The organism is Pseudomonas sp. P5_B2 (genome assembly GCF_056400445.1).
Window position 1 is genome coordinate 1 of sequence record NZ_JBFULH010000006.1, and the last position, 19,664, is coordinate 19,664.

21 protein-coding genes are annotated in these 19,664 nt (G+C 59.2%); 19 read left to right on the top strand and 2 right to left on the bottom strand.

Annotated features, from left to right (window positions below; translation table 11 throughout):
* Positions 1-364 precede the first annotated feature (364 nt).
* From flhA to AC1DRJ_RS01740, 14 genes are all read left to right on the top strand, one after another.
* Positions 365-2,494: a flagellar biosynthesis protein FlhA gene (gene flhA, locus AC1DRJ_RS01675; protein WP_477800516.1), complete on the top strand. Its 2,130-nt coding sequence runs from the start codon at positions 365-367 to the stop codon at positions 2,492-2,494.
* A gap of 11 nt (positions 2,495-2,505) precedes the next feature.
* On the top strand, positions 2,506-3,840 hold the full coding sequence (gene flhF / locus AC1DRJ_RS01680; RefSeq protein ID WP_477800517.1) for a flagellar biosynthesis protein FlhF: 1,335 nt from the start codon (positions 2,506-2,508) through the stop codon (positions 3,838-3,840).
* Between the two features lie 116 nt (positions 3,841-3,956).
* On the top strand, positions 3,957-4,787 hold the full coding sequence (gene fleN, locus AC1DRJ_RS01685) for a flagellar synthesis regulator FleN (RefSeq protein WP_477800518.1): 831 nt from the start codon (positions 3,957-3,959) through the stop codon (positions 4,785-4,787).
* Positions 4,784-5,524, top strand: a complete 741-nt coding sequence (gene fliA / locus AC1DRJ_RS01690; protein ID WP_477800519.1) for an RNA polymerase sigma factor FliA — start codon at positions 4,784-4,786, stop codon at positions 5,522-5,524. The genes fleN and fliA overlap by 4 nt, the downstream gene beginning before the upstream one ends.
* 167 nt (positions 5,525-5,691) lie before the next feature.
* Positions 5,692-6,063, top strand: a complete 372-nt coding sequence (locus tag AC1DRJ_RS01695) for a chemotaxis response regulator CheY (RefSeq protein ID WP_477800520.1) — start codon at positions 5,692-5,694, stop codon at positions 6,061-6,063.
* Positions 6,064-6,085: 22 nt separating this feature from the next.
* Positions 6,086-6,874: a protein phosphatase CheZ gene (locus AC1DRJ_RS01700; protein WP_477800521.1), complete on the top strand. Its 789-nt coding sequence runs from the start codon at positions 6,086-6,088 to the stop codon at positions 6,872-6,874.
* A gap of 26 nt (positions 6,875-6,900) precedes the next feature.
* On the top strand, positions 6,901-9,159 hold the full coding sequence (locus tag AC1DRJ_RS01705) for a chemotaxis protein CheA (protein WP_477800522.1): 2,259 nt from the start codon (positions 6,901-6,903) through the stop codon (positions 9,157-9,159).
* A 49-nt stretch (positions 9,160-9,208) separates the two neighbouring features.
* A complete protein-coding gene (locus AC1DRJ_RS01710; RefSeq protein ID WP_477800523.1) occupies positions 9,209-10,360 on the top strand; it encodes a protein-glutamate methylesterase/protein-glutamine glutaminase in 1,152 nt (383 codons plus the stop codon).
* Positions 10,360-11,100, top strand: a complete 741-nt coding sequence (locus AC1DRJ_RS01715; RefSeq protein ID WP_477800524.1) for a flagellar motor protein — start codon at positions 10,360-10,362, stop codon at positions 11,098-11,100. Before AC1DRJ_RS01710 ends, AC1DRJ_RS01715 begins: the two co-directional genes overlap by 1 nt.
* A gap of 15 nt (positions 11,101-11,115) precedes the next feature.
* Entirely contained in the window at positions 11,116-12,006 is an 891-nt protein-coding gene (motD, locus tag AC1DRJ_RS01720; protein WP_477800525.1) for a flagellar motor protein MotD, read from the top strand.
* 42 nt (positions 12,007-12,048) lie between these two features.
* A complete protein-coding gene (locus AC1DRJ_RS01725; RefSeq protein ID WP_477800526.1) occupies positions 12,049-12,837 on the top strand; it encodes a ParA family protein in 789 nt (262 codons plus the stop codon).
* Between the two features lie 27 nt (positions 12,838-12,864).
* Positions 12,865-13,743 (top strand): CheW domain-containing protein, encoded by an 879-nt coding sequence (locus tag AC1DRJ_RS01730; RefSeq protein ID WP_477800527.1) that lies wholly within the window; start codon positions 12,865-12,867, stop codon positions 13,741-13,743.
* Positions 13,744-13,816: 73 nt separating this feature from the next.
* Entirely contained in the window at positions 13,817-14,302 is a 486-nt protein-coding gene (locus AC1DRJ_RS01735; protein WP_154849665.1) for a chemotaxis protein CheW, read from the top strand.
* Entirely contained in the window at positions 14,303-14,695 is a 393-nt protein-coding gene (locus AC1DRJ_RS01740) for a DUF2802 domain-containing protein (RefSeq protein WP_477800528.1), read from the top strand.
* A 116-nt stretch (positions 14,696-14,811) separates the two neighbouring features.
* Here the strand turns inward: AC1DRJ_RS01740 and AC1DRJ_RS01745 are convergent, their stop codons facing one another.
* Together AC1DRJ_RS01745 and fliK are read right to left on the bottom strand one after the other, a co-directional pair.
* Positions 14,812-15,141, bottom strand: coding sequence for an EscU/YscU/HrcU family type III secretion system export apparatus switch protein (locus AC1DRJ_RS01745; RefSeq protein WP_477800529.1), 330 nt, complete (start codon positions 15,139-15,141; stop codon positions 14,812-14,814).
* On the bottom strand, positions 15,138-16,712 hold the full coding sequence (gene fliK / locus AC1DRJ_RS01750; protein WP_477800530.1) for a flagellar hook-length control protein FliK: 1,575 nt from the start codon (positions 16,710-16,712) through the stop codon (positions 15,138-15,140). Before fliK ends, AC1DRJ_RS01745 begins: the two co-directional genes overlap by 4 nt.
* A 196-nt stretch (positions 16,713-16,908) precedes the next feature.
* Between fliK and ccmA the strand changes: the two genes are divergently transcribed.
* The 5 genes from ccmA (at position 16,909) to ccmE (ending at position 19,662) form a co-directional block, all read left to right on the top strand.
* Complete coding sequence (gene ccmA, locus AC1DRJ_RS01755; RefSeq protein ID WP_477800531.1) at positions 16,909-17,544, top strand: cytochrome c biogenesis heme-transporting ATPase CcmA; 636 nt, start codon at positions 16,909-16,911, stop codon at positions 17,542-17,544.
* The gene (ccmB, locus tag AC1DRJ_RS01760) at positions 17,541-18,209 is read left to right on the top strand and encodes a heme exporter protein CcmB (RefSeq protein WP_007946758.1); all 669 of its coding nucleotides are present in this window, start codon (positions 17,541-17,543) and stop codon (positions 18,207-18,209) included. The genes ccmA and ccmB overlap by 4 nt, the downstream gene beginning before the upstream one ends.
* Positions 18,210-18,281: 72 nt before the next feature.
* A complete protein-coding gene (locus AC1DRJ_RS01765; protein ID WP_007946756.1) occupies positions 18,282-19,037 on the top strand; it encodes a heme ABC transporter permease in 756 nt (251 codons plus the stop codon).
* Entirely contained in the window at positions 19,034-19,210 is a 177-nt protein-coding gene (gene ccmD, locus AC1DRJ_RS01770; RefSeq protein ID WP_477800532.1) for a heme exporter protein CcmD, read from the top strand. Before AC1DRJ_RS01765 ends, ccmD begins: the two co-directional genes overlap by 4 nt.
* Positions 19,207-19,662, top strand: a complete 456-nt coding sequence (ccmE, locus tag AC1DRJ_RS01775; protein ID WP_477800533.1) for a cytochrome c maturation protein CcmE — start codon at positions 19,207-19,209, stop codon at positions 19,660-19,662. Before ccmD ends, ccmE begins: the two co-directional genes overlap by 4 nt.
* The last annotated feature ends 2 nt before the right edge of the window (positions 19,663-19,664 follow it).

Consider the following 19,664-nt stretch of genomic DNA (forward strand, 5'->3'; position numbering starts at 1 on the left):
GCTTTAGCGAGGACTTCGTCCTCSAACGCAGCCTCGCRGGCTCGGCAGCTGCTACAACAAACCCCCAATCAATCCTCTRTTTCAATCCTCTGCAAAAATTCCACCGGATCTGCGCCGCGAYTCCTGATTCACCCCTGTAGCAGCTGCCGAGCCTGCGAGGCTGCGTCCGGCTGCGCAGCAGTCGTCAAGCTTTAGCGAGGACTTCGTCCTCSAACGCAGCCTCGCGGGCTCGGCAGCTGCTACAACAAACCCCCAATCAATCCTCTATTTCAATCCTCTGCAAAAGTTGGAAGGCTTCTTGCAGTAGCCGCTTTGCGCTTGCTTCAGGCGTCAAAAGTTTGCTTTAAAGGAACGGGGAAAACCGGTGGATCGCTCTCAGTTATTCAACAACGCCCGCACAAACGTTGCCGACTTGAGTCGAGGCAATCTGGGTGTGCCGTTGTTGCTGCTGGTCATGCTGGCCATGATGATGCTGCCGGTGCCGCCGTTCCTGCTCGACGTGTTCTTCACGTTCAACATTGCGCTGTCTATCGTCGTGTTGCTAGTTTGCGTCTATGCCTTGCGGCCACTGGATTTTGCGGTGTTTCCGACCATCCTGCTGGTGGCGACGCTGTTGCGACTGGCGCTGAACGTCGCTTCCACGCGGGTGGTGATGCTTCACGGACAGGACGGGCACGCCGCCGCCGGCAAGGTTATCCAAGCCTTCGGTGAGGTGGTGATAGGCGGTAACTATGTCGTCGGTATCGTGGTCTTCGCGATTTTGATGATCATCAACTTCGTCGTGGTGACCAAGGGTGCCGGGCGGATTTCCGAGGTGAGCGCGCGTTTCACCCTCGATGCGATGCCCGGCAAGCAAATGGCAATCGACGCCGATTTGAACGCAGGCCTGATCGATCAGAACCAGGCCAAACTGCGCCGGATGGAAGTCGCCCAGGAAGCCGAGTTCTACGGTTCCATGGACGGTGCCAGCAAATTTGTGCGCGGCGACGCCATTGCCGGCCTGTTGATTTTGTTCATCAACCTGATTGGCGGCATGGCGGTCGGTATCTTCCAGCACAACATGGGCTTCGCCGACGCCGGCAAGGTTTACGCGCTGCTGACGATCGGTGACGGTTTGGTGGCGCAATTGCCATCGCTGCTGTTGTCCACCGCGGCGGCGATCATGGTGACCCGTGCTTCCGGTTCGGAAGACATGGGCAAGCAAATCAACCGTCAGATGTTCGCTTCGCCCAAAGCACTGGCCGTCGCAGCAGGTTTGATGGCGGTGATGGGTCTGGTCCCGGGCATGCCACACTTCTCGTTCCTGAGCATGGCGGCCGTCGCGGCCGGTGGTGCGTACCTGTTCTGGAAGAAGCAGAACGGGGTCAAGGTCCAGGCCGAGCAAGAGGTTAAGCGTCAACAGGAACTGCTGCCTTCGCCGGCTCGTGCCATGGAGACCAAAGAACTTGGCTGGGACGACGTCACGCCAATCGACATGATTGGCCTGGAAGTCGGCTATCGCCTGATTCCGCTGGTGGACCGCAATCAGGGCGGTCAACTGCTGGCGCGGATCAAGGGCGTGCGCAAGAAGCTGTCCCAGGACCTGGGCTTCTTGATGCCGACCGTGCATATCCGTGACAACCTTGACTTGGCACCCAGTGCCTATCGCCTGACCTTGATGGGGGTGATTCTGGCTGAGGCGGAGATTTACCCGGATCGCGAACTGGCGATCAACCCGGGACAGGTCTACGGCACGCTTAATGGCATAACCGCCAAAGATCCGGCTTTTGGGTTGGAAGCGGTCTGGATCGAAATCAGTCAGCGCGCCCAGGCGCAATCCCTCGGTTACACCGTGGTCGATGCCAGTACGGTCGTGGCCACTCACTTGAACCAGATTCTATACAAACACTCCAGCGAGCTGATTGGTCACGAAGAAGTCCAGCAACTCATGCAATTGCTGGCCAAAAGCTCACCTAAATTGGCTGAGGAGTTGGTGCCGGGCGTGGTTTCGCTGTCGCAGTTGCTCAAGGTGTTGCAGGCGCTGCTGGCCGAACAGGTGCCTGTGCGGGACATTCGCAGCATCGCCGAGGCAATCGCCAACAATGCCGCCAAGAGTCAAGATACTGCCGCACTGGTGGCCGCTGTGCGCGTCGGCGTATCCCGCGCAATCGTCCAAAGCATTGTAGGTACTGACTCTGAGCTACCAGTGATTACTCTGGAGCCAAGGTTGGAACAGATATTGCTCAATAGTCTGCAGAAGGCCGGACAAGGCTCGGAAGAGGGCGTTCTGCTGGAGCCAAGCATGGCTGAGAAATTGCAACGTTCGTTGATCGATGCCGCGCAGCGTCAGGAAATGCAAGGTCAACCGGTGATTCTGCTGGTGGCCGGTCCGGTTCGTGCCATGTTGTCGCGATTTGGCCGGCTGGCAGTCCCGGGGTTGCATGTGTTGGCTTATCAGGAAATTCCTGACAACAAGCAAGTGACCATCGTTGCGACTGTAGGGCCCAACGGCTGAGGTAGTGGTGTATGCAAGTTAAGCGTTTTTTTGCCGCCGATATGCGTCAGGCCATGAAACTGGTTCGTGAAGAACTGGGCGCTGATGCCGCCATTATTGGCAATCGCCGGATCGCCGGTGGTGTCGAGTTGACGGCTGCGCTGGATTACAAATTGTCGGCGCTGGCCCCACGTGTTCCGAACATGGAACTCGAGGAAGAGCTGCGCAAGACTCAGTCGCGCATCGTGACTGCCCAGGCCGAGTTGAGCCTGCGTGGCGACGGCGAAACCGAAGGTGACAAGACCAACAATCGCCAGTTGTTCGCCGGCCTGCCACTCACCGCCGCCGAGCCGCTGATCGAACCGACCTACGCCGAACCGCGTCCCGCAGCACCCGCCCCGGCACCTGTCGCCGGTGGCGTTGACCCACGTGCATTCGACTCGATGCGTTTTGAGCTCAACAGCCTGCGCGAACTGATGGAAGTGCAACTCGGTTCGCTGGCCTGGAATCAGCTGCAAGGCAGCCGTCCGGCCCAGGCCAACCTTTGGCGTCGCCTGCAACGCGTCGGCCTGTCCGGCCCGTTGTCCCGCGATTTGTTGGCTATGATTCCTGACATTGATGAGCCCCGTCAGGCTTGGCGCATGTTGCTGGCGCACCTGGCGCAGAAGATCGTCACACCGGAAGTCGAGCCGCTGGAAGAGGGTGGTGTGATCGCCATGGTCGGTCCTGCCGGCATGGGCAAGACCACCACCCTGGCCAAGCTCGCCGCCCGTTACGTGCTCAAGTATGGCGCGCAGAACATCGCGCTGGTGAGCATGGACAGCTTTCGCATTGGCGCACAGGAGCAGCTAAGGACGCTCGGGCGCATTCTCAATGTGTCGGTGATCCACCTCAATCCGGGTCAGTCGCTGGTTCAGGCACTGGAACCGTTGCTGCGCAAACGCGTGGTATTGATTGATACAGCGGGCCTTCAGGCCAGCGATCCGGCACTGCGTATGCAACTCGAAAGTCTGGCCGGGCGTGGCATCAAATCCAAAAATTATCTGGTGTTGGCAACCACTAGCCAGAAACAGGTTCTAACGGCTGCTTATCACAGTTACAAGCGTTGCGGGCTCGCTGGCTGCATCCTGACTAAACTGGATGAAACGGCAAGTCTGGGCGAGGTGTTAAGCCTGGCGATCAGTCACGAATTACCGGTGGCTTACCTGACTGACGGCCCGCGGATTCCGGATGATTTGCATCTGCCGCGTCGTCATCAGTTGGTCAGCCGCGCCGTCAGCGTGCAAATGCAGGAAGAGCCCAGCGAAGAAGCCATGGCTGATATGTTTGCTGATATTTACCACAGCCCGACCAAACAGGTCGGCTAAGGTAGTAATGAACAGTTTTTGTACCTACATCGATGGCCTGCCATGCATTGTTCCTTTAGCGAACGCGCAGCCAGTAATGTGGCCTCCGTCTATGCAAGACAAGGTAAAGAAATAACATGGGCAGCATGCATCCCGTACAGGTGATCGCGGTGACCGGCGGCAAAGGTGGCGTCGGCAAGACTAACGTGTCAGTGAATTTGTCACTGGCCCTGGCCGAGCTCGGCCGTCGCGTCTTGTTGTTGGACGCTGACCTGGGTCTGGCGAATGTCGACGTCCTGTTGGGACTGACACCCAAACGGACCCTGGCCGACGTGATCGAAGGCCGCTGTGAGCTGCGCGACGTTCTGTTGCAGGGGCCAGGCGGTATTCGAATCGTTCCGGCGGCGTCCGGCACACAGAGCATGGTTCACCTGAGCCCGGCTCAACACGCCGGCCTGATTCAGGCCTTCAGCGATATCGGCGACAACCTCGACGTCCTGGTGATCGACACGGCTGCGGGTATTGGTGACTCGGTCGTCAGTTTCGTTCGTGCAGCGCAAGAAGTTTTGCTGGTGGTCTGCGACGAGCCGACTTCGATCACCGACGCCTACGCGCTGATCAAATTGCTTAACCGCGATTACGGCATGAACCGCTTCCGCGTCCTGGCCAACATGGCCCAGAGCCCGCAAGAAGGCCGTAACCTGTTCGCCAAGTTGACCAAGGTCACCGATCGCTTCCTCGACGTCGCCCTGCAGTACGTTGGTGCGGTGCCTTACGACGAAAGCGTGCGCAAGGCGGTGCAGAAGCAACGTGCCGTTTATGAAGCCTTTCCGCGCTCCAAGTGCGCCCTGGCGTTCAAGGCCATCGCGCAGAAAGTCGATACCTGGCCATTGCCTGCCAACCCGCGTGGGCACCTGGAGTTTTTTGTCGAGCGCCTCGTGCAGCAGACCGCGGGACCCGTTTTATGACATCCAGTGGCTACAACCTCTACAAGATGTCGGCACGTGACGCGCAGTACGAGCTGATCGAGCGTTACGCGCCACTGGTCAAACGCATTGCTTACCACTTGCTGGCCCGTCTGCCGGCCAGTGTTCAAGTTGAAGACCTGATTCAGGCCGGGATGATCGGCCTGCTTGAAGTGTCGACCAAATACGACGCCAGCAAAGGCGCCAGTTTCGAGACGTACGCGGGCATACGAATCCGCGGCGCCATGCTCGATGAAGTGCGCAAGGGGGACTGGGCGCCGCGTTCGGTCCACCGAAATACCCGCATGGTCAGCGACGCAATTCGCTCTATTGAAGCTAAAACCGGCCGTGACGCTAAAGATCACGAGGTTGCGGCCGAACTCCAATTGAGTCTCGACGATTATTACGGGATTTTGAACGACACCCTGGGCAGCCGCTTATTCAGTTTCGACGATCTGTTGCAGGACGGCGAACACGAAGGGCTGCACGAGGATGGCGCGAGTGCTCATCTCGAGCCGTCACGCGATCTGGAAGATGAACGCTTCCAGGCGGCGCTGGCGGACGCGATTGCCAATTTGCCGGAGCGTGAGCGACTGGTGTTGGCGCTGTACTACGACGAAGAGTTGAACCTCAAGGAAATCGGTGAGGTCCTGGGGGTCAGCGAATCGCGGGTCAGTCAGTTGCATAGCCAGTGCGCGGCCCGTTTGCGGGGGCGTTTGGGGGAGTGGCGAGCGCGCTGAAGGCAGTGTGGGGACACTGCGAACGAGGCTGGTGCGGTTTTGAACGGCACCGGTCGCGATCTGTTGTGCTCCAGACAGTCATCCAATGCATTGCCGGTTTGAATGAAATGGCGTGTCCAGGTGCTGGGCGCGTTTAAGACTGCTTGGAGGTCGAATTGGACAAGAACATGAAAATCCTCATCGTTGATGACTTCTCAACGATGCGGCGAATCATAAAAAACCTGTTGCGTGACCTTGGGTTCACCAACACGGTCGAAGCCGATGATGGCACTACTGCCATTCCGGTTCTCAACAGTGGAAGCATCGACTTTCTGGTAACGGACTGGAACATGCCTGGCATGTCCGGTATCGACTTGCTGCGCCACGTGCGCGCCAATGAAAAGCTCAAGAACCTGCCGGTGCTGATGGTAACTGCTGAAGCCAAGCGCGAGCAGATCATCGAAGCGGCCCAGGCTGGTGTAAATGGCTATGTCGTCAAACCCTTCACGGCCCAGGCGTTGAAAGAAAAAATCGAGAAGATTTTCGACCGCATCGGTTGATCCACTGCGCCACGGGGGAGCTATGGAGCATAAAGAGTCTTCACTGGGCGATTTCGAATCGACCCTGAAAAAACACGCAGTGGAACTGGTCGAGAGCCTTGAAAAAGGCAGGTTCGGCGACGCTGTGCAATTGATCCATGAGCTCAATCAGACCCGTGACCGCGGCCTGTACCATGAAGTGGGCAAGCTCACTCGCGAGCTGCACAGTGCGATCGTCAATTTCCAGATTGACCCGAACATGCCGCAAGCCGAGGAAGTGTCCCAGATCACGGACGCCACTGAGCGCCTGGGGTACGTGGTCCAGCTGACCGAGGCCGCGGCCAACCGCACCATGGATCTGGTGGAAAACGCCACGCCGCTGGTCAACAGCCTGAGCCAGGAAGCCCTGGCGTTGAGCACGGACTGGAGCCGGTTCATGCGTCGCGAAGTGGGGGCGCAAGAGTTCCGTGAACTGGCCCGCCGGGTCGATGGTTTCCTGACTCGCAGCACCGAAGACAACCGGACGGTGTCGAGCAACCTCAACGACATCCTGCTGGCTCAGGATTACCAGGACCTCACCGGTCAGGTGATCAAGCGCGTGACCCAATTGGTCACCGAAGTCGAAAGCAACTTGCTCAAGCTCGTACTCATGGCCAGCCAGGTAGACCGCTTTGCGGGTATCGAACATGACCGTGCATCGATGCTGGCCGAAAAAGATCCGCAAAAACATCTCTCTCAGGGTGAAGGTCCGCAGATTCATGCCGATAAAAGAGAAGACGTTGTGTCCGGTCAGGACGATGTGGACGATTTGCTATCCAGTCTTGGATTTTAGGTTAGACCTTTAGGAGCACCCCCTTAATGAGCTTCGGCGCCGATGAAGAGATCCTTCAGGATTTCCTGGTTGAGGCCGGCGAGATTCTAGAGCAGCTGTCCGAACAGCTGGTCGAGCTGGAAAGCCGACCGGATGATGCGGACTTGCTCAATGCAATTTTTCGCGGTTTTCACACTGTAAAAGGGGGCGCCGGCTTCCTCCAGCTCAACGAGCTGGTGGAGTGCTGCCACATCGCCGAGAACGTGTTTGACATCCTGCGCAAGGGTGAGCGTCGCGTTGATTCGGAACTGATGGATGTGGTCCTTGAAGCGCTGGACGCGGTGAACAACATGTTCAGCGAAGTCCGCGAGCAAAGCCCGATCACCGCTGCGACACCTGAATTGCTGGCGGCTCTGGCCCGTCTGGCCGAGCCGCAATCGGCTGATGAACAAGCACCGGTGGCTGAAGTGGCACAGGCAACTGCCGCTGACAGTGAATCGGACGACATCACCGACAGCGAGTTCGAACAACTGCTGGACTCGCTGAATGCTATCAAGGCTGAGGCCGAAGCGCCGGTGACTGCGCCAACGCCGCTCAACAATGCCGCTGCCAGCGATGAAATCACTGATGCCGAGTTCGAGTCGTTGCTCGATCAGCTGCACGGTAAAGGCCAGTTCGTTGTTGATGCCGTGGTCGCCGCACCCGCCGCACCCGCCGCACCCGCCGCTCCCGTTGCCCCGAAAGAAGCAGGCGACAGCTGCGACATTACCGACGACGAATTTGAAGCACTGCTCGACCAACTGCACGGCAAAGGCAATTTTGCGGTGGATGCGCTGGAGTCGGCCATTGCTTCCGTGTCGGCACCGGCCGCACCGACAGCAGCCGCAGCGGGCAGCGATCTGATCTCCGATCAGGAGTTCGAAGCGCTGCTCGACGAATTGCACGGCAAAGGCAAGTTCAGCGAAGTCGGGACAGTTTCTGCCATCTCCTCCGTCGCGGCGCCAGTCGCAAAGGCGGTCGCACCGGCAGCGGTTGCCAAGGCGCCAGAGCCAAAAGCGCAAACGCCCAAACCGGTCGCCGCCGCTGCCCCGGCCCGAGCTACGGCCGCGCCGCCACCGGAAAAGCCGGCCAGCGAAGCCGAGACCACCGTTCGGGTCGATACCGCGCGTCTCGATGAAATCATGAACATGGTGGGCGAGTTGGTGCTGGTGCGTAACCGTTTGGTTCGCCTGGGTGCCAACAGCGCTGATGAGGCCATGTCCAAGGCTGTGTCGAACCTTGATGTGGTGACGGCTGACCTGCAAACCGCTGTCATGAAGACCCGGATGCAACCGATCAAGAAGGTGTTCGGGCGCTTCCCGCGTTTGGTCCGTGACCTGGCTCGCCAGCTCAAGAAAGAAATCAACCTGGAACTGGTCGGCGAAGAAACCGACCTCGACAAGAACCTAGTCGAGGCTCTGGCTGACCCGCTGGTCCACTTGGTGCGCAACGCGGTCGACCACGGCATCGAATCGCCGGAAGAACGCGAAGCCTCGGGCAAGTCCCGTGGCGGCAGGGTGGTTCTCGCGGCGGAACAGGAAGGCGACCATATCCTGCTGTCGATCTCCGATGACGGCAAAGGCATGGACCCGCACGTCCTGCGTTCGATCGCGGTAAAACGCGGTGTGATGGACAAGGACGCAGCGGATCGCTTGAGCGACACCGAGTGCTACAACCTGATTTTCGCGCCAGGGTTTTCGACCAAAACCGAAATTTCCGACGTGTCGGGTCGTGGCGTGGGCATGGACGTGGTGAAAACCAAGATTTCCCAGCTCAATGGTTCAATCAACATCTACTCGGCCAAGGGCCAGGGCTCGAAGATCGTCATCAAGGTCCCGTTGACCCTGGCGATCATGCCGACGCTGATGGTCATGCTCGGCAACCAGGCGTTTGCGTTCCCGCTGGTGAACGTCAACGAGATCTTCCACCTCGACCTGTCGACCACCAACGTGGTGGACGGCCAGGAAGTGGTGATCGTGCGCGATAAGGCGCTGCCACTGTTTTATCTCAAGCGCTGGCTGGTCCGCTCCGCCGCTCACGAAGAGCAGCGCGAAGGTCATGTGGTGATCCTTTCGGTGGGCACGCAGCGGGTCGGCTTTGTCGTCGATCAGTTGGTGGGCCAGGAAGAAGTGGTCATCAAGCCATTGGGCAAAATGCTTCAGGGAACCCCGGGCATGTCGGGCGCCACCATCACTGGTGACGGCCGTATTGCGCTGATTCTCGATGTTCCGAGCATGCTCAAGCGTTACGCCACGCGGCGTATTTGATTCTGGTGGAGCGGGGCGACTGAGCCTCGCTCCGTCTAATGGAGAGTTTATGGCTGTCAAAGTCCTGGTGGTGGACGATTCGGGGTTTTTCCGCCGCCGCGTCTCGGAAATTCTTTCAGCGGATTCGAATATCCAGGTCGTCGGTACGGCGACCAACGGAAAAGAGGCGATCGATCAGGCCCTGGCCCTCAAGCCGGACGTGATCACCATGGACTACGAGATGCCCATGATGGACGGCATCACGGCTGTTCGACACATCATGCAGCGCTGCCCGACGCCGGTGTTGATGTTCTCGTCGCTGACCCACGAAGGCGCCCGGGTCACCCTCGATGCACTGGACGCCGGCGCCGTCGATTTCCTGCCGAAGAATTTCGAAGACATCTCCCGTAACCCGGAGAAGGTCAAGCAACTGCTGTGCGAGAAGATTCTGAGCATTTCGCGCAGTAACCGTCGTGCCAACACCTACAGCGCACCGGCCCCTTTCGCCGCGCCAGCGCTAGCCCCGGCACCTTCGCCAGTGCCTTCAAACATCAGCAGTTACGGCAGTAGCGCACCGTCGCGTCCAGCGCCGGCACCGATACCGACGCGCACGCATGCGCCGGTGTCGTCCGGACCATCGTCGCCCGCCCCGAAACGCAAAGCCTACAAGCTGGTGGCCATCGGCACGTCCACTGGCGGTCCGGTTGCGCTGCAACGCGTCTTGACCCAGTTGCCGGCCAACTTCCCGGCACCGCTGGTGTTGATCCAGCACATGCCGGCGGCGTTCACTAAAGCCTTTGCCGAACGCCTGGACAAGCTCTGCCGTATCAGCGTCAAGGAAGCCGAGGATGGCGACATCCTGCGTCCTGGCCTGGCGCTGCTGGCCCCGGGTGGCAAGCAAATGATGATCGACGGCCGTGGCGCGGTGAAAATCCTGCCGGGCGACGAGCGTCTCAATTACAGACCGAGCGTGGATATCACTTTCGGTTCGGCTGCCAAGTCCTACGGCGACAAAGTTCTGGCGGTCGTACTGACCGGGATGGGCGCCGACGGCCGCGAAGGTGCTCGCCTGCTCAAGCAGAGCGGCAGCGCGATCTGGGCACAGGATGAAGCCAGTTGCGTGATCTATGGCATGCCAATGGCCATTGTCAAAGCCGACCTCGCAGATGCGATCTACGGGCTGGAAGATATTGGCAAGCACTTGGTCGAGGCGTGTATCTGATGGATGTTTTAAGCCTGATCGGCATCATCATGGCGTTCGTCGCCATCATTGGCGGCAACTACCTTGAAGGCGGCCACCTCGGTGCGCTGGCCAACGGTCCGGCAGCGCTGATCGTCCTCGGCGGGACCATCGGCGCAGCCTTGCTGCAATCGCCGATGAGCGCTTTCAAACGTGCCATGCAAATTCTCCACTGGATTCTGTTTCCGCCACGCGTTGACCTGGCCGGTGGCATTGATCGCGTGGTGAGCTGGAGCCTGACCGCCCGCAAGGAAGGTTTGCTCGGCCTGGAAGGGGTGGCCGATACCGAACCCGACAGCTACTCGCGCAAAGGCCTGCAACTGCTGGTTGACGGTGCCGAACCGGAAGCGATTCGCAGCATTCTGGAAGTGGATTTCTACACCCAGGAAAGCCGCGACATCGAAGCCGCCAAAGTCTTCGAAAGCATGGGCGGCTACGCGCCGACCATCGGCATTATCGGTGCGGTGATGGGTCTGATTCATGTCATGGGCAACCTCGCCGATCCGACCCAACTGGGCAGCGGTATTGCCGTGGCCTTCGTCGCCACCATTTATGGCGTGGCCAGTGCCAACCTGGTGCTGTTGCCGATTGCCGCCAAGCTCAAGTCCGTCGCCTTGCGCCAGTCGCGGTACCGCGAAATGTTGCTGGAAGGGATCCTGTCGATCGCCGAAGGTGAAAACCCTCGCTCCATTGAGTTGAAGCTTCAGGGCTTCATGGATTGAGGGGGGAAATGAACTATGGCTCGTCGCAGGCGACCTGAAGAACATGTAAACCATGAGCGCTGGCTCGTTTCCTATGCTGACTTCATCACGTTGCTGTTCGCGTTTTTCGTCGTCATGTACTCGATCTCGTCGATCAACGAAGGCAAGTACAAAGTCATCTCGCAAGCGTTGATCGGGGTCTTCACCGACGCTGATCGCTCCCTCAAGCCGATCCCGGTTGGCGAAGAGCGGCCAATGACCGTGACGCCGGCCAAGCCCTTGGTAAAAGACAGTGAGCAGGTCGATGCTGGCGTCGCCGGTGCCAGCGACCCGCTGAAAAGTATCGCTGATGACATTAGCGCTGCGTTCGGCGACCTGATCAGCTCAAACCAGATGACCGTGCGTGGCAACGAGTTGTGGGTCGAGATCGAGCTCAATTCCAGCCTGTTGTTCGGCAGCGGCGATGCCATGCCCAGCGATATTGCGTTCAACATCATCGACAAGGTGGCCGGGATTCTGAAGCCGTTCGACAACCCGATTCACGTCGAAGGCTTTACCGATGATCGGCCGATCCGCACCGCGCAGTACCCGACCAACTGGGAGCTTTCTTCGGCCCGTTCGGCGAGCATCGTGCGCATGCTGGCGATGCAGGGCGTCAATCCTGGGCGTCTGGCCTCCGTGGGTTACGGCGAATTCCAGCCGGTGGCCAACAACGCGACGGCAGAAGGCCGCGCGCGCAACCGTCGTGTAGTGCTGGTGATTTCGCGCAATCTTGATGTACGCCGCAGCCTGACCGGTACGGGTACCGCTCATGCGCAACCGGATGCCGCGTTGAAGCGGGCTGGCACACAAACTGCACCAACCCCGGTCAAGTCGCCGGGACGAGAGAGCGCCGTCAATTCTCCGTCACCCGCATTAACACGTTGAGCTATTTCTCGGTCGACCCTGTCGACCGGGCGGAACCTTCGAATGAGAGTCTGGGCAGTTGCCAATCAAAAGGGTGGTGTTGGTAAAACCACTTCCTCTATCGCTTTAGCCGGTCTGCTGGCCGAGGCGGGCAAACGCGTGGTCGTGGTCGATCTCGATCCGCATGGCTCCATGACCAGCTACTTTGGTTACGACCCTGACAGCCTGGAACACAGCAGCTACGACTTGTTCCTGCACAAGGGCAGCGTGCCGCAAGGTTTGCCCGGGCAGTTGTTGTTGCCCACCAGCCACGAAAGCATTTCGCTATTGCCCTCCAGCACCGCGTTGGCAACGCTTGAGCGTCAGTCGCCGGGGCAGAGTGGTTTGGGCCTCGTCATCGCCAAGAGCCTGGCCCAGTTGTGGCAGGACTTCGATTACGCCGTGATCGACAGCCCGCCATTGCTCGGCGTACTGATGGTCAATGCCTTGGCGGCGAGCCAGCAGTTGGTGATCCCGGTACAGACCGAGCATTTGGCCGTCAAAGGCCTGGAACGCATGGTCAACACCTTGGCGATGATCAACCGCTCACGCAAGCAAGCGCTGCCGTTCATCATCATTCCGACCTTGTTCGACCGCCGCACCCAGGCTTCCCTCGGAACCTTGCGGGTGCTGCGCGACAAGTACCCGGAAGAAATCTGGCAAGGCTACATCCCGGTCGACACTCGCTTGCGGGATGCGAGCAGGGCAGGGCTTACCCCTTCGCAATTCGACGGCAAGAGCCGCGGTGTTCTCGCTTATCGTGCACTGCTCAAGCAGTTGCTGGCGCATCAATCTGTTGCGCAGGTGGCTTGAGATGAACCTTTCTTGCGGGGTGCTGAAATGAATCGCCCGGTGAAAATCACCTCTCGCCCGCAATTGGCGCTCCAGACTTACCTGGACAGCTTGCTGCAGGACGCGACCGAGGAACTGGCGCCGCTCATCGAGGCGCTAGTCGAAGTGGGCGAGCCTGGAAGTATCCTCGACGAGTTTCAGGCGGCGGTGCTCGAAGAGCGGGCTCGCGATGCGCGTCCCGTGGTGGTTGCAGCCCCTGTGATTGCCCCAGTGATTGCGTCCGAGGCCAAAGCGCCAGCGCCTGTCATGGACGTGTCGGCACCTGTCCTCACGCCGGTTTCTACCGTCGCGCCATTGTTGAAAACGTTGGTGCTACCAGTCGTCAACGTTCATTTGCCACCGAGCAACACACCGCCTCCGGTGGACACCGACGGTCGTCCATCGTGGGCCGCCGAGCCCTTCGAATGCCTGTTGTTCGACGTCGCCGGCCTGACACTGGCGGTGCCATTGGTGTGCCTGGGTTCGATTTATTCTTTGGCCGGTCACGAGCTGACACCGCTGTTCGGTCAGCCGCAATGGTTCCTCGGGATTCTGCCAAGCCAGGCCGGCAACCTGAAAGTACTGGATACCGCGCGTTGGGTCATGCCCGACCGCTACCGCGATGACTTCCGTCAGGGCCTGCAATACGTCATTTCGGTTCAGGGTTATGAGTGGGGGCTGGCGGTGCATCAGGTCAGCCGCTCGTTGCGCCTGGACCCCAACGAAATCAAATGGCGCAGCCACCGTGGTCAACGGCCATGGCTGGCGGGCACCGTGATTGAACATATGTGTGCATTGCTCGACGTTTGCGCACTGGCCGAGCTGATCGCCAGTGGCGGCGCAAAGCACCTGGGCAGTATTAAAAAACCAGCTCACAAACCAACATGAAAACACGCAGCGGCATTGACTGCCGACGCACAGAACAGACACCGCCAGGGCGGTTTTTTTGAGGGGTCAGGGTATGAATGATAAGGCGACGGCTGCAAAGGGTTCCGAAGATCCGATCCTGCAATGGGTAACCTTCAAACTGGACAACGAAACATACGGCATCAACGTGATGCGCGTTCAGGAAGTCCTGCGCTACACCGAAATCGCCCCGGTCCCGGGTGCTCCGAGCTACGTGCTGGGCATCATCAACCTGCGCGGTAATGTGGTCACCGTGATCGATACCCGCCAGCGTTTCGGCCTGATGAACGCCGAGATCAGCGACAACACCCGTATCGTCATCATTGAAGCCGACAAGCAAGTGGTCGGGATCATGGTCGATAGCGTTGCCGAAGTGGTTTACCTGCGTCAGTCGGAAATCGAAACCGCACCGAACGTCGGTAACGATGAATCCGCGAAGTTCATTCAAGGCGTGTGCAACAAGAACAACGAATTGCTGATCCTGGTCGAGCTGGACAAGATGATGAGCGAAGAAGAATGGTCGGATCTGGAGAACATCTGATTGATTCTTGAGGTTGCGGTCATTGTCCTGTTCCTCTTCTGGGCAGGCACGCTAGCGATGTTTCTGGCGTACATACGCGGTCAACGATTGATCGCCGCACAACAGGCTCAGGGCAATGCGCTACGGGACCAGCGCATCAAAGACCTGGCCAAACGCGTGGACGACTACCAGAGCGGCAATGTGCGCATGGGTGAAGACCTGTACGAACTGCGCGCGGTGGTCAGCCCGTTGCCGGACAAACTGACTCGACTGGAGCAGCGCGACCCAACGAGCCTGTCGTTTGCCCAGGCGGCGCGATTGGTGGGAATGGGCGCTACGGTTGATGAACTGACTCAGTCCTGCGGGTTGACCCAGGCTGAGGCGGAGTTGATGCGCAAGCTGCACAAGAACTGAAAAAATCCAAACATCGCAGCCTCGTTCCACTCGACAGCTCCTACGAGGCGTACGCCATTCCAATGTAGGAGCTGTCGAGTGAAACGAGGCTGCGATTTTTTGCATTCAACAAAGATTCAATAATCATCCCCGCGATCGGTGACGTCCTTCTCAACCATCACCCCCTCAGAATCATGCCCCGCTGGAAACTTGCCCTTCAAATTCCACGCAAACGCAATAATCTCGGCAATCGTGCGGTACAACTCCTCCGGAATACTTTCGCCCAATTCCATCTTTGCCAGCAGACGCACCAGCTCGGGGTTCTCGTAGATCGGCACTTCATACTCGCGGGCGATCCGTAAAATTTCTTCAGCCAGCGCTTCGTCACCCTTGGCCGTGAGGGTAGGTGCGTGGCTGCCGTCGTATTTGAGGGCAATGGCCTGGCGTGGGGCGTTGGGGTTGCTCATGCGGTTTCGTCGACCCAGCGTTGTTCGAGGCGGGTTTGCGGGCCTTGGGGTGGTTTGCCGAGGTGGCAGTCGAGATCGCCGACATTCAGACCCGATGCGAGCAGGCGTTCGCGCAGTGCCGCCAGATTATTTTCGATCAGGCTCGCGGTGTAGGGGCGTTCGGCCCAGAGCTGGCTGGACAGGCTGCCCTTGATCAGCTGCGCCTGAATCTGCAGCGGGCCCAGCGGTTCCATGTCGAACGCCAGGTCGACGCGCCACAATTGCTGTTTCGGCTCATGTTCGTCGCGACGTTCGTGCGGTTGTTCTTTCTCGGGGGCTTCTTCGCGCTGGAATTTGAGCTGCAACGGCACAATGTCCTGCAGGTTGCGCATCGGGATTTCCAGCTGCCAGGTGCTGAGCAGGCGACCATCGTCTGTCACGCCGGTTTGCTCCAGGCTCGACAGTTGATGGCTTTGCAGGCGCGAAACGGCGGCCGCTGCCAAACGCAGCAAGTGTTCCAGATCACCTTCGCCGTCATGGCTTTGCAGCAGGCGCTCGGGCAGCGGGAAACTGCTCGGCAGCGGTTTGGCGCTGACCTGGCCAAGCATGCCGAGGGCGCTGCGCACAAAGCTCGGCATCGACTGCACCAGCGTATTGGCGGCGATGATTGCGTTCAGGTTGGTATTGGCCGGCAGACCCTGTGTCAGTTGTGCGATCAGTTTGAGCAGGTCGCCCTTCATGTCTGGTGTCAGCGTCGGGTTTTGTCCGTTCAGCAGTTTCGCCTCGAGGAACAGGCCGCAATTGGCCAATGCCTGAGCCAGGCCTTTGGACGTGCTCAGTTGCTGAACGTCTGGCAGGCCTGCGAGCAACTTATCCACGACAACGCGCAGGTCGCGGGAGGTCTGATCCGTCTGCGGCAGGTTTTGCAGGACATTGAGCAAGCCACCCATAGAACCCTGGCGACTTTGTTGATTAACCAATTGCTGCGTCACCGCCAACTGTTCCTGACGGCTGCTCAATGGGACGAATTTCAGCGTCTGGGTGTCCTGCACCAACGCGCTCAGCAAAGTGCCGATGCGCAGAGGCGTCGGGCTGTCGATGCTCAGTGTGCTGCCGCTCAGTACCGTGTTCAGCAAGCTCACCATCGAGCGGAAAACCATCGGTTGCCCCGGCACCTGTGGCAGCACCTGCGAGGTCAGCACTTTGCCTTGCAGCAAGGTGCCGGCCGGCAACTGCGCCGTGTCGATGCGGGTAAGGGTGGCGACGCTTGTGGCGATGGCCTGTTGCACGGTGATTGCCAGATTGCTCGCCGACGGTTGGGTGATTGCCAGACTAGTGCCTTGGGGCAGCGGTTGAGTGCTAGTGGCTTGGACCGTGGTTTGGCGACCACTGTCGAGGGTGATTTTGAGCAACAGTTGAAAGACCCGGTCCGTCTGCTTGAGTGACAGCACTTCAGCCTTGGCGGTCTGGCCGGCAGAGATCAGGCCCTCCATCGGCGTCAGCAACTTCAGCGGGTCGCCACTCACCCCCAACGGCCGCGAAGGGGCGGGCGTGGTCTGCGGCAGAGGGAGGATGTTCATTTCGCCTGTCATACGCGGTCACAACCTGAGGAAATTGCACTCTTTAGAGTAGGGCATGGCATGTATAATGCCGCCCGTCTTCGGGGAGTAGCGAAAACATTGCAATAGTTTGACGCAGCTCTCTAGAACAAGCCGCCAATGTATCTATGCTGCATCTCTTTAGCGGCCGCTTCGCCGCCGACTTGAACCGCAAAAGGCCCGTGATCCCTTGACCAGCCCTGTCCTGCAAACCGTTGCCCTCGCTTGTGAGCGAGACCTTCGGCTGCTCTTCGAAAATCTCGATTTGAGACTGGCCAGTGGCGAAATGGTGCAAATCAGCGGCCCTAACGGCAGTGGCAAGACCAGCTTGTTGCGTCTGCTGTGCGGCCTGATGCAGCCGACCGCCGGTCAAGTGCTGCTTAACGGCCAACCACTGCATGAACAACGTTACGAATTGGCGCGCAATCTGCTGTGGATTGGTCATGCCGCCGGCATCAAGGAACTGCTGACCCCCGAGGAAAATCTCAGCTGGCTCTGCGCCCTGCATCATCCGGCGTCCCATGAAGCCATCTGGCAGGCATTGGCGGCTGTGGGGTTGCGCGGTTTCGAGGATGTTCCTTGCCACACCCTGTCTGCCGGCCAGCATCGTCGTGTGGCGCTGGCGCGGCTGTACCTGGACAGCCCGCCGCTGTGGATTCTCGATGAACCGTTCACTGCGCTCGACAAACAAGGCGTGGCACAACTCGAAGAACACCTGGCCGCACACTGCGAGCAGGGTGGCATGGTCGTGTTGACTACGCACCACACGCTGACCCGGATGCCCGCCAGCTACCGCGACATTGATCTAGGGAATTGGGCCGTATGAGTGTTTTCGGCCTGTTGGTCGCCCGTGAGGCCCGTTTGTTGTTCCGCCGTCCAGCGGAACTGGCCAATCCGCTGGTATTCTTCGCCATCGTGGTCGCGCTGTTCCCGTTGGCGGTCGGCCCCGAGGCTCAATTGTTGCAAACCTTGTCTCCGGGACTGGTGTGGGTTGCGGCGCTTTTATCGGTTTTGCTCTCGCTGGACGGGCTTTTCCGCAGTGATTTCGAAGACGGCTCCCTTGAACAGTGGGTCCTTTCGTCGCACCCTCTGCCTCTTCTGGTTTTGGCCAAGGTACTGGCACACTGGGCTTTCTCTGGTTTGGCACTGGTTTTGCTCGCGCCATTGCTGGCATTGATGCTCGGTCTGCCTGCCGCTTGTCTGCCGGTGTTGCTGCTTTCTTTATTGCTGGGTACACCGGTGTTGAGCCTGCTCGGTGCGGTGGGCGCAGCCCTGACGGTGGGATTGAAGCGCGGTGGCCTGTTACTGGCGCTGCTGATCTTGCCGCTGTACATCCCGGTGTTGATTCTTGGCAGTGGCGCCTTGCAGGCGGCCTTGCAAGGCATGCCGGCGACCGGTTATCTCCTGTGGCTTGGTAGCCTGACCGCCCTGGCGATAACCCTGACACCTTTTGCAATAGCTGCTGGCCTGAAGATCAGCGTCGGCGAATAATGAGGTCTGGTTAAAATTTAACCAGTAAAGACCCAGCTCTTCACAGCGAAGGGCAACCGTGATGGAAACAGTATGAACTGGACGTGGTTTCACAAGCTCGGCTCGCCCAAATGGTTTTACGGCATCAGCGGCAAACTGCTGCCCTGGCTGAGCGTCGCGGCGTTGCTGCTGATTGGCGTGGGTGTCGTTTGGGGCCTGGCCTTCGCGCCGCCTGATTACCAGCAAGGCAACAGCTTTCGCATCATCTATATCCACGTTCCCGCCGCGATGCTGGCGCAGTCCTGCTATGTGATGCTGGCCGTGTGCGGCATCGTCGGGCTGGTCTGGAAGATGAAACTGGCCGACGTCGCCCTGCAATGCGCGGCCCCCATCGGTGCCTGGATGACCGCCGTGGCGCTGGTCACCGGTGCGATCTGGGGCAAACCGACCTGGGGTTCGTGGTGGGTCTGGGATGCACGACTTACGTCGATGCTGATTCTGCTGTTTCTGTACTTCGGTCTTATTGCGCTGGGCAACGCCATCAGCAATCGTGACAGCGCCGCCAAGGCCTGCGCGGTGTTGGCGATTGTCGGCGTGATCAACATCCCAATCATCAAATATTCGGTGGAGTGGTGGAACACCCTGCATCAGGGCGCGACTTTCACCCTCACCGAAAAACCGGCGATGCCGGCCGAGATGTGGCTGCCATTGCTGCTGACGGTGCTGGGCTTCTACTGTTTCTTCGGCGCGGTCTTGTTGCTGCGCATGCGCCTTGAAGTGCTAAAGCGCGAAGCGCGCGCCAGTTGGGTCAAGGCCGAAGTACAAAACAGTCTGGAGGCCGCTCGATGAGTTTTGCTTCATTCGGCGACTTCCTCGCCATGGGCCATCACGCCCTGTATGTCTGGTCAGCCTACGGCATCTGCCTGACGGTGCTGGTCCTCAACGTGGCGGCGCCGATCCTGGCCCGCAAGCGGTATCTGCAACAAGAGGCGCGTCGTTTGCGCCGGGAGAACGGCAAGTGAATCCGCTGCGCAAAAAGCGTCTTATCATCATTCTCGCGATTCTGGTCGGTGTCGGCTCTGCCGTCGGCCTGGCCCTGAGTGCCCTGCAGCAGAACATCAATCTGTTTTACACCCCGACCCAGATCGCCAACGGCGAAGCGCCACTAGACACGCGCATCCGTGCGGGCGGCATGGTCGAGAAAGATTCGCTGAAACGCTCCGGCGACTCGCTGGACGTGAAATTCATCGTCACCGACTTCAATAAATCCGTGACCATCACCTATCGCGGCATCCTTCCGGATCTGTTCCGCGAAGGGCAGGGTATTGTCGCCCTGGGCAAACTCAACGCCGACGGCGTGGTGGTGGCCGACGAAGTGCTGGCCAAGCACGATGAAAAGTACATGCCGCCGGAAGTGACCAAGGCCCTGAAAGACAGTGGCCAGTCGGCGCCTACACAAGCCAAAGAGGGTTAATT

What these genes read in the sequence shown, in the direction of transcription:
- fliK (WP_477800530.1), bottom strand. Translation starts at nt 16,712, where the DNA reads ATGACAGGCGAAATGAACATCCTCCCTCTGCCGCAGACCACGCCCGCC.
- AC1DRJ_RS01695 (WP_477800520.1), top strand. Translation starts at nt 5,692, where the DNA reads ATGAAAATCCTCATCGTTGATGACTTCTCAACGATGCGGCGAATCATA.
- AC1DRJ_RS01745 (WP_477800529.1), bottom strand. Translation starts at nt 15,141, where the DNA reads ATGAGCAACCCCAACGCCCCACGCCAGGCCATTGCCCTCAAATACGAC.
- AC1DRJ_RS01700 (WP_477800521.1), top strand. Translation starts at nt 6,086, where the DNA reads ATGGAGCATAAAGAGTCTTCACTGGGCGATTTCGAATCGACCCTGAAA.
- AC1DRJ_RS01765 (WP_007946756.1), top strand. Translation starts at nt 18,282, where the DNA reads ATGAACTGGACGTGGTTTCACAAGCTCGGCTCGCCCAAATGGTTTTAC.
- fliA (WP_477800519.1), top strand. Translation starts at nt 4,784, where the DNA reads ATGACATCCAGTGGCTACAACCTCTACAAGATGTCGGCACGTGACGCG.
- flhF (WP_477800517.1), top strand. Translation starts at nt 2,506, where the DNA reads ATGCAAGTTAAGCGTTTTTTTGCCGCCGATATGCGTCAGGCCATGAAA.
- AC1DRJ_RS01730 (WP_477800527.1), top strand. Translation starts at nt 12,865, where the DNA reads ATGAATCGCCCGGTGAAAATCACCTCTCGCCCGCAATTGGCGCTCCAG.
- AC1DRJ_RS01725 (WP_477800526.1), top strand. Translation starts at nt 12,049, where the DNA reads ATGAGAGTCTGGGCAGTTGCCAATCAAAAGGGTGGTGTTGGTAAAACC.
- AC1DRJ_RS01710 (WP_477800523.1), top strand. Translation starts at nt 9,209, where the DNA reads ATGGCTGTCAAAGTCCTGGTGGTGGACGATTCGGGGTTTTTCCGCCGC.
- AC1DRJ_RS01735 (WP_154849665.1), top strand. Translation starts at nt 13,817, where the DNA reads ATGAATGATAAGGCGACGGCTGCAAAGGGTTCCGAAGATCCGATCCTG.
- ccmD (WP_477800532.1), top strand. Translation starts at nt 19,034, where the DNA reads ATGAGTTTTGCTTCATTCGGCGACTTCCTCGCCATGGGCCATCACGCC.
- ccmB (WP_007946758.1), top strand. Translation starts at nt 17,541, where the DNA reads ATGAGTGTTTTCGGCCTGTTGGTCGCCCGTGAGGCCCGTTTGTTGTTC.
- AC1DRJ_RS01705 (WP_477800522.1), top strand. Translation starts at nt 6,901, where the DNA reads ATGAGCTTCGGCGCCGATGAAGAGATCCTTCAGGATTTCCTGGTTGAG.
- fleN (WP_477800518.1), top strand. Translation starts at nt 3,957, where the DNA reads ATGGGCAGCATGCATCCCGTACAGGTGATCGCGGTGACCGGCGGCAAA.
- motD (WP_477800525.1), top strand. Translation starts at nt 11,116, where the DNA reads ATGGCTCGTCGCAGGCGACCTGAAGAACATGTAAACCATGAGCGCTGG.
- AC1DRJ_RS01715 (WP_477800524.1), top strand. Translation starts at nt 10,360, where the DNA reads ATGGATGTTTTAAGCCTGATCGGCATCATCATGGCGTTCGTCGCCATC.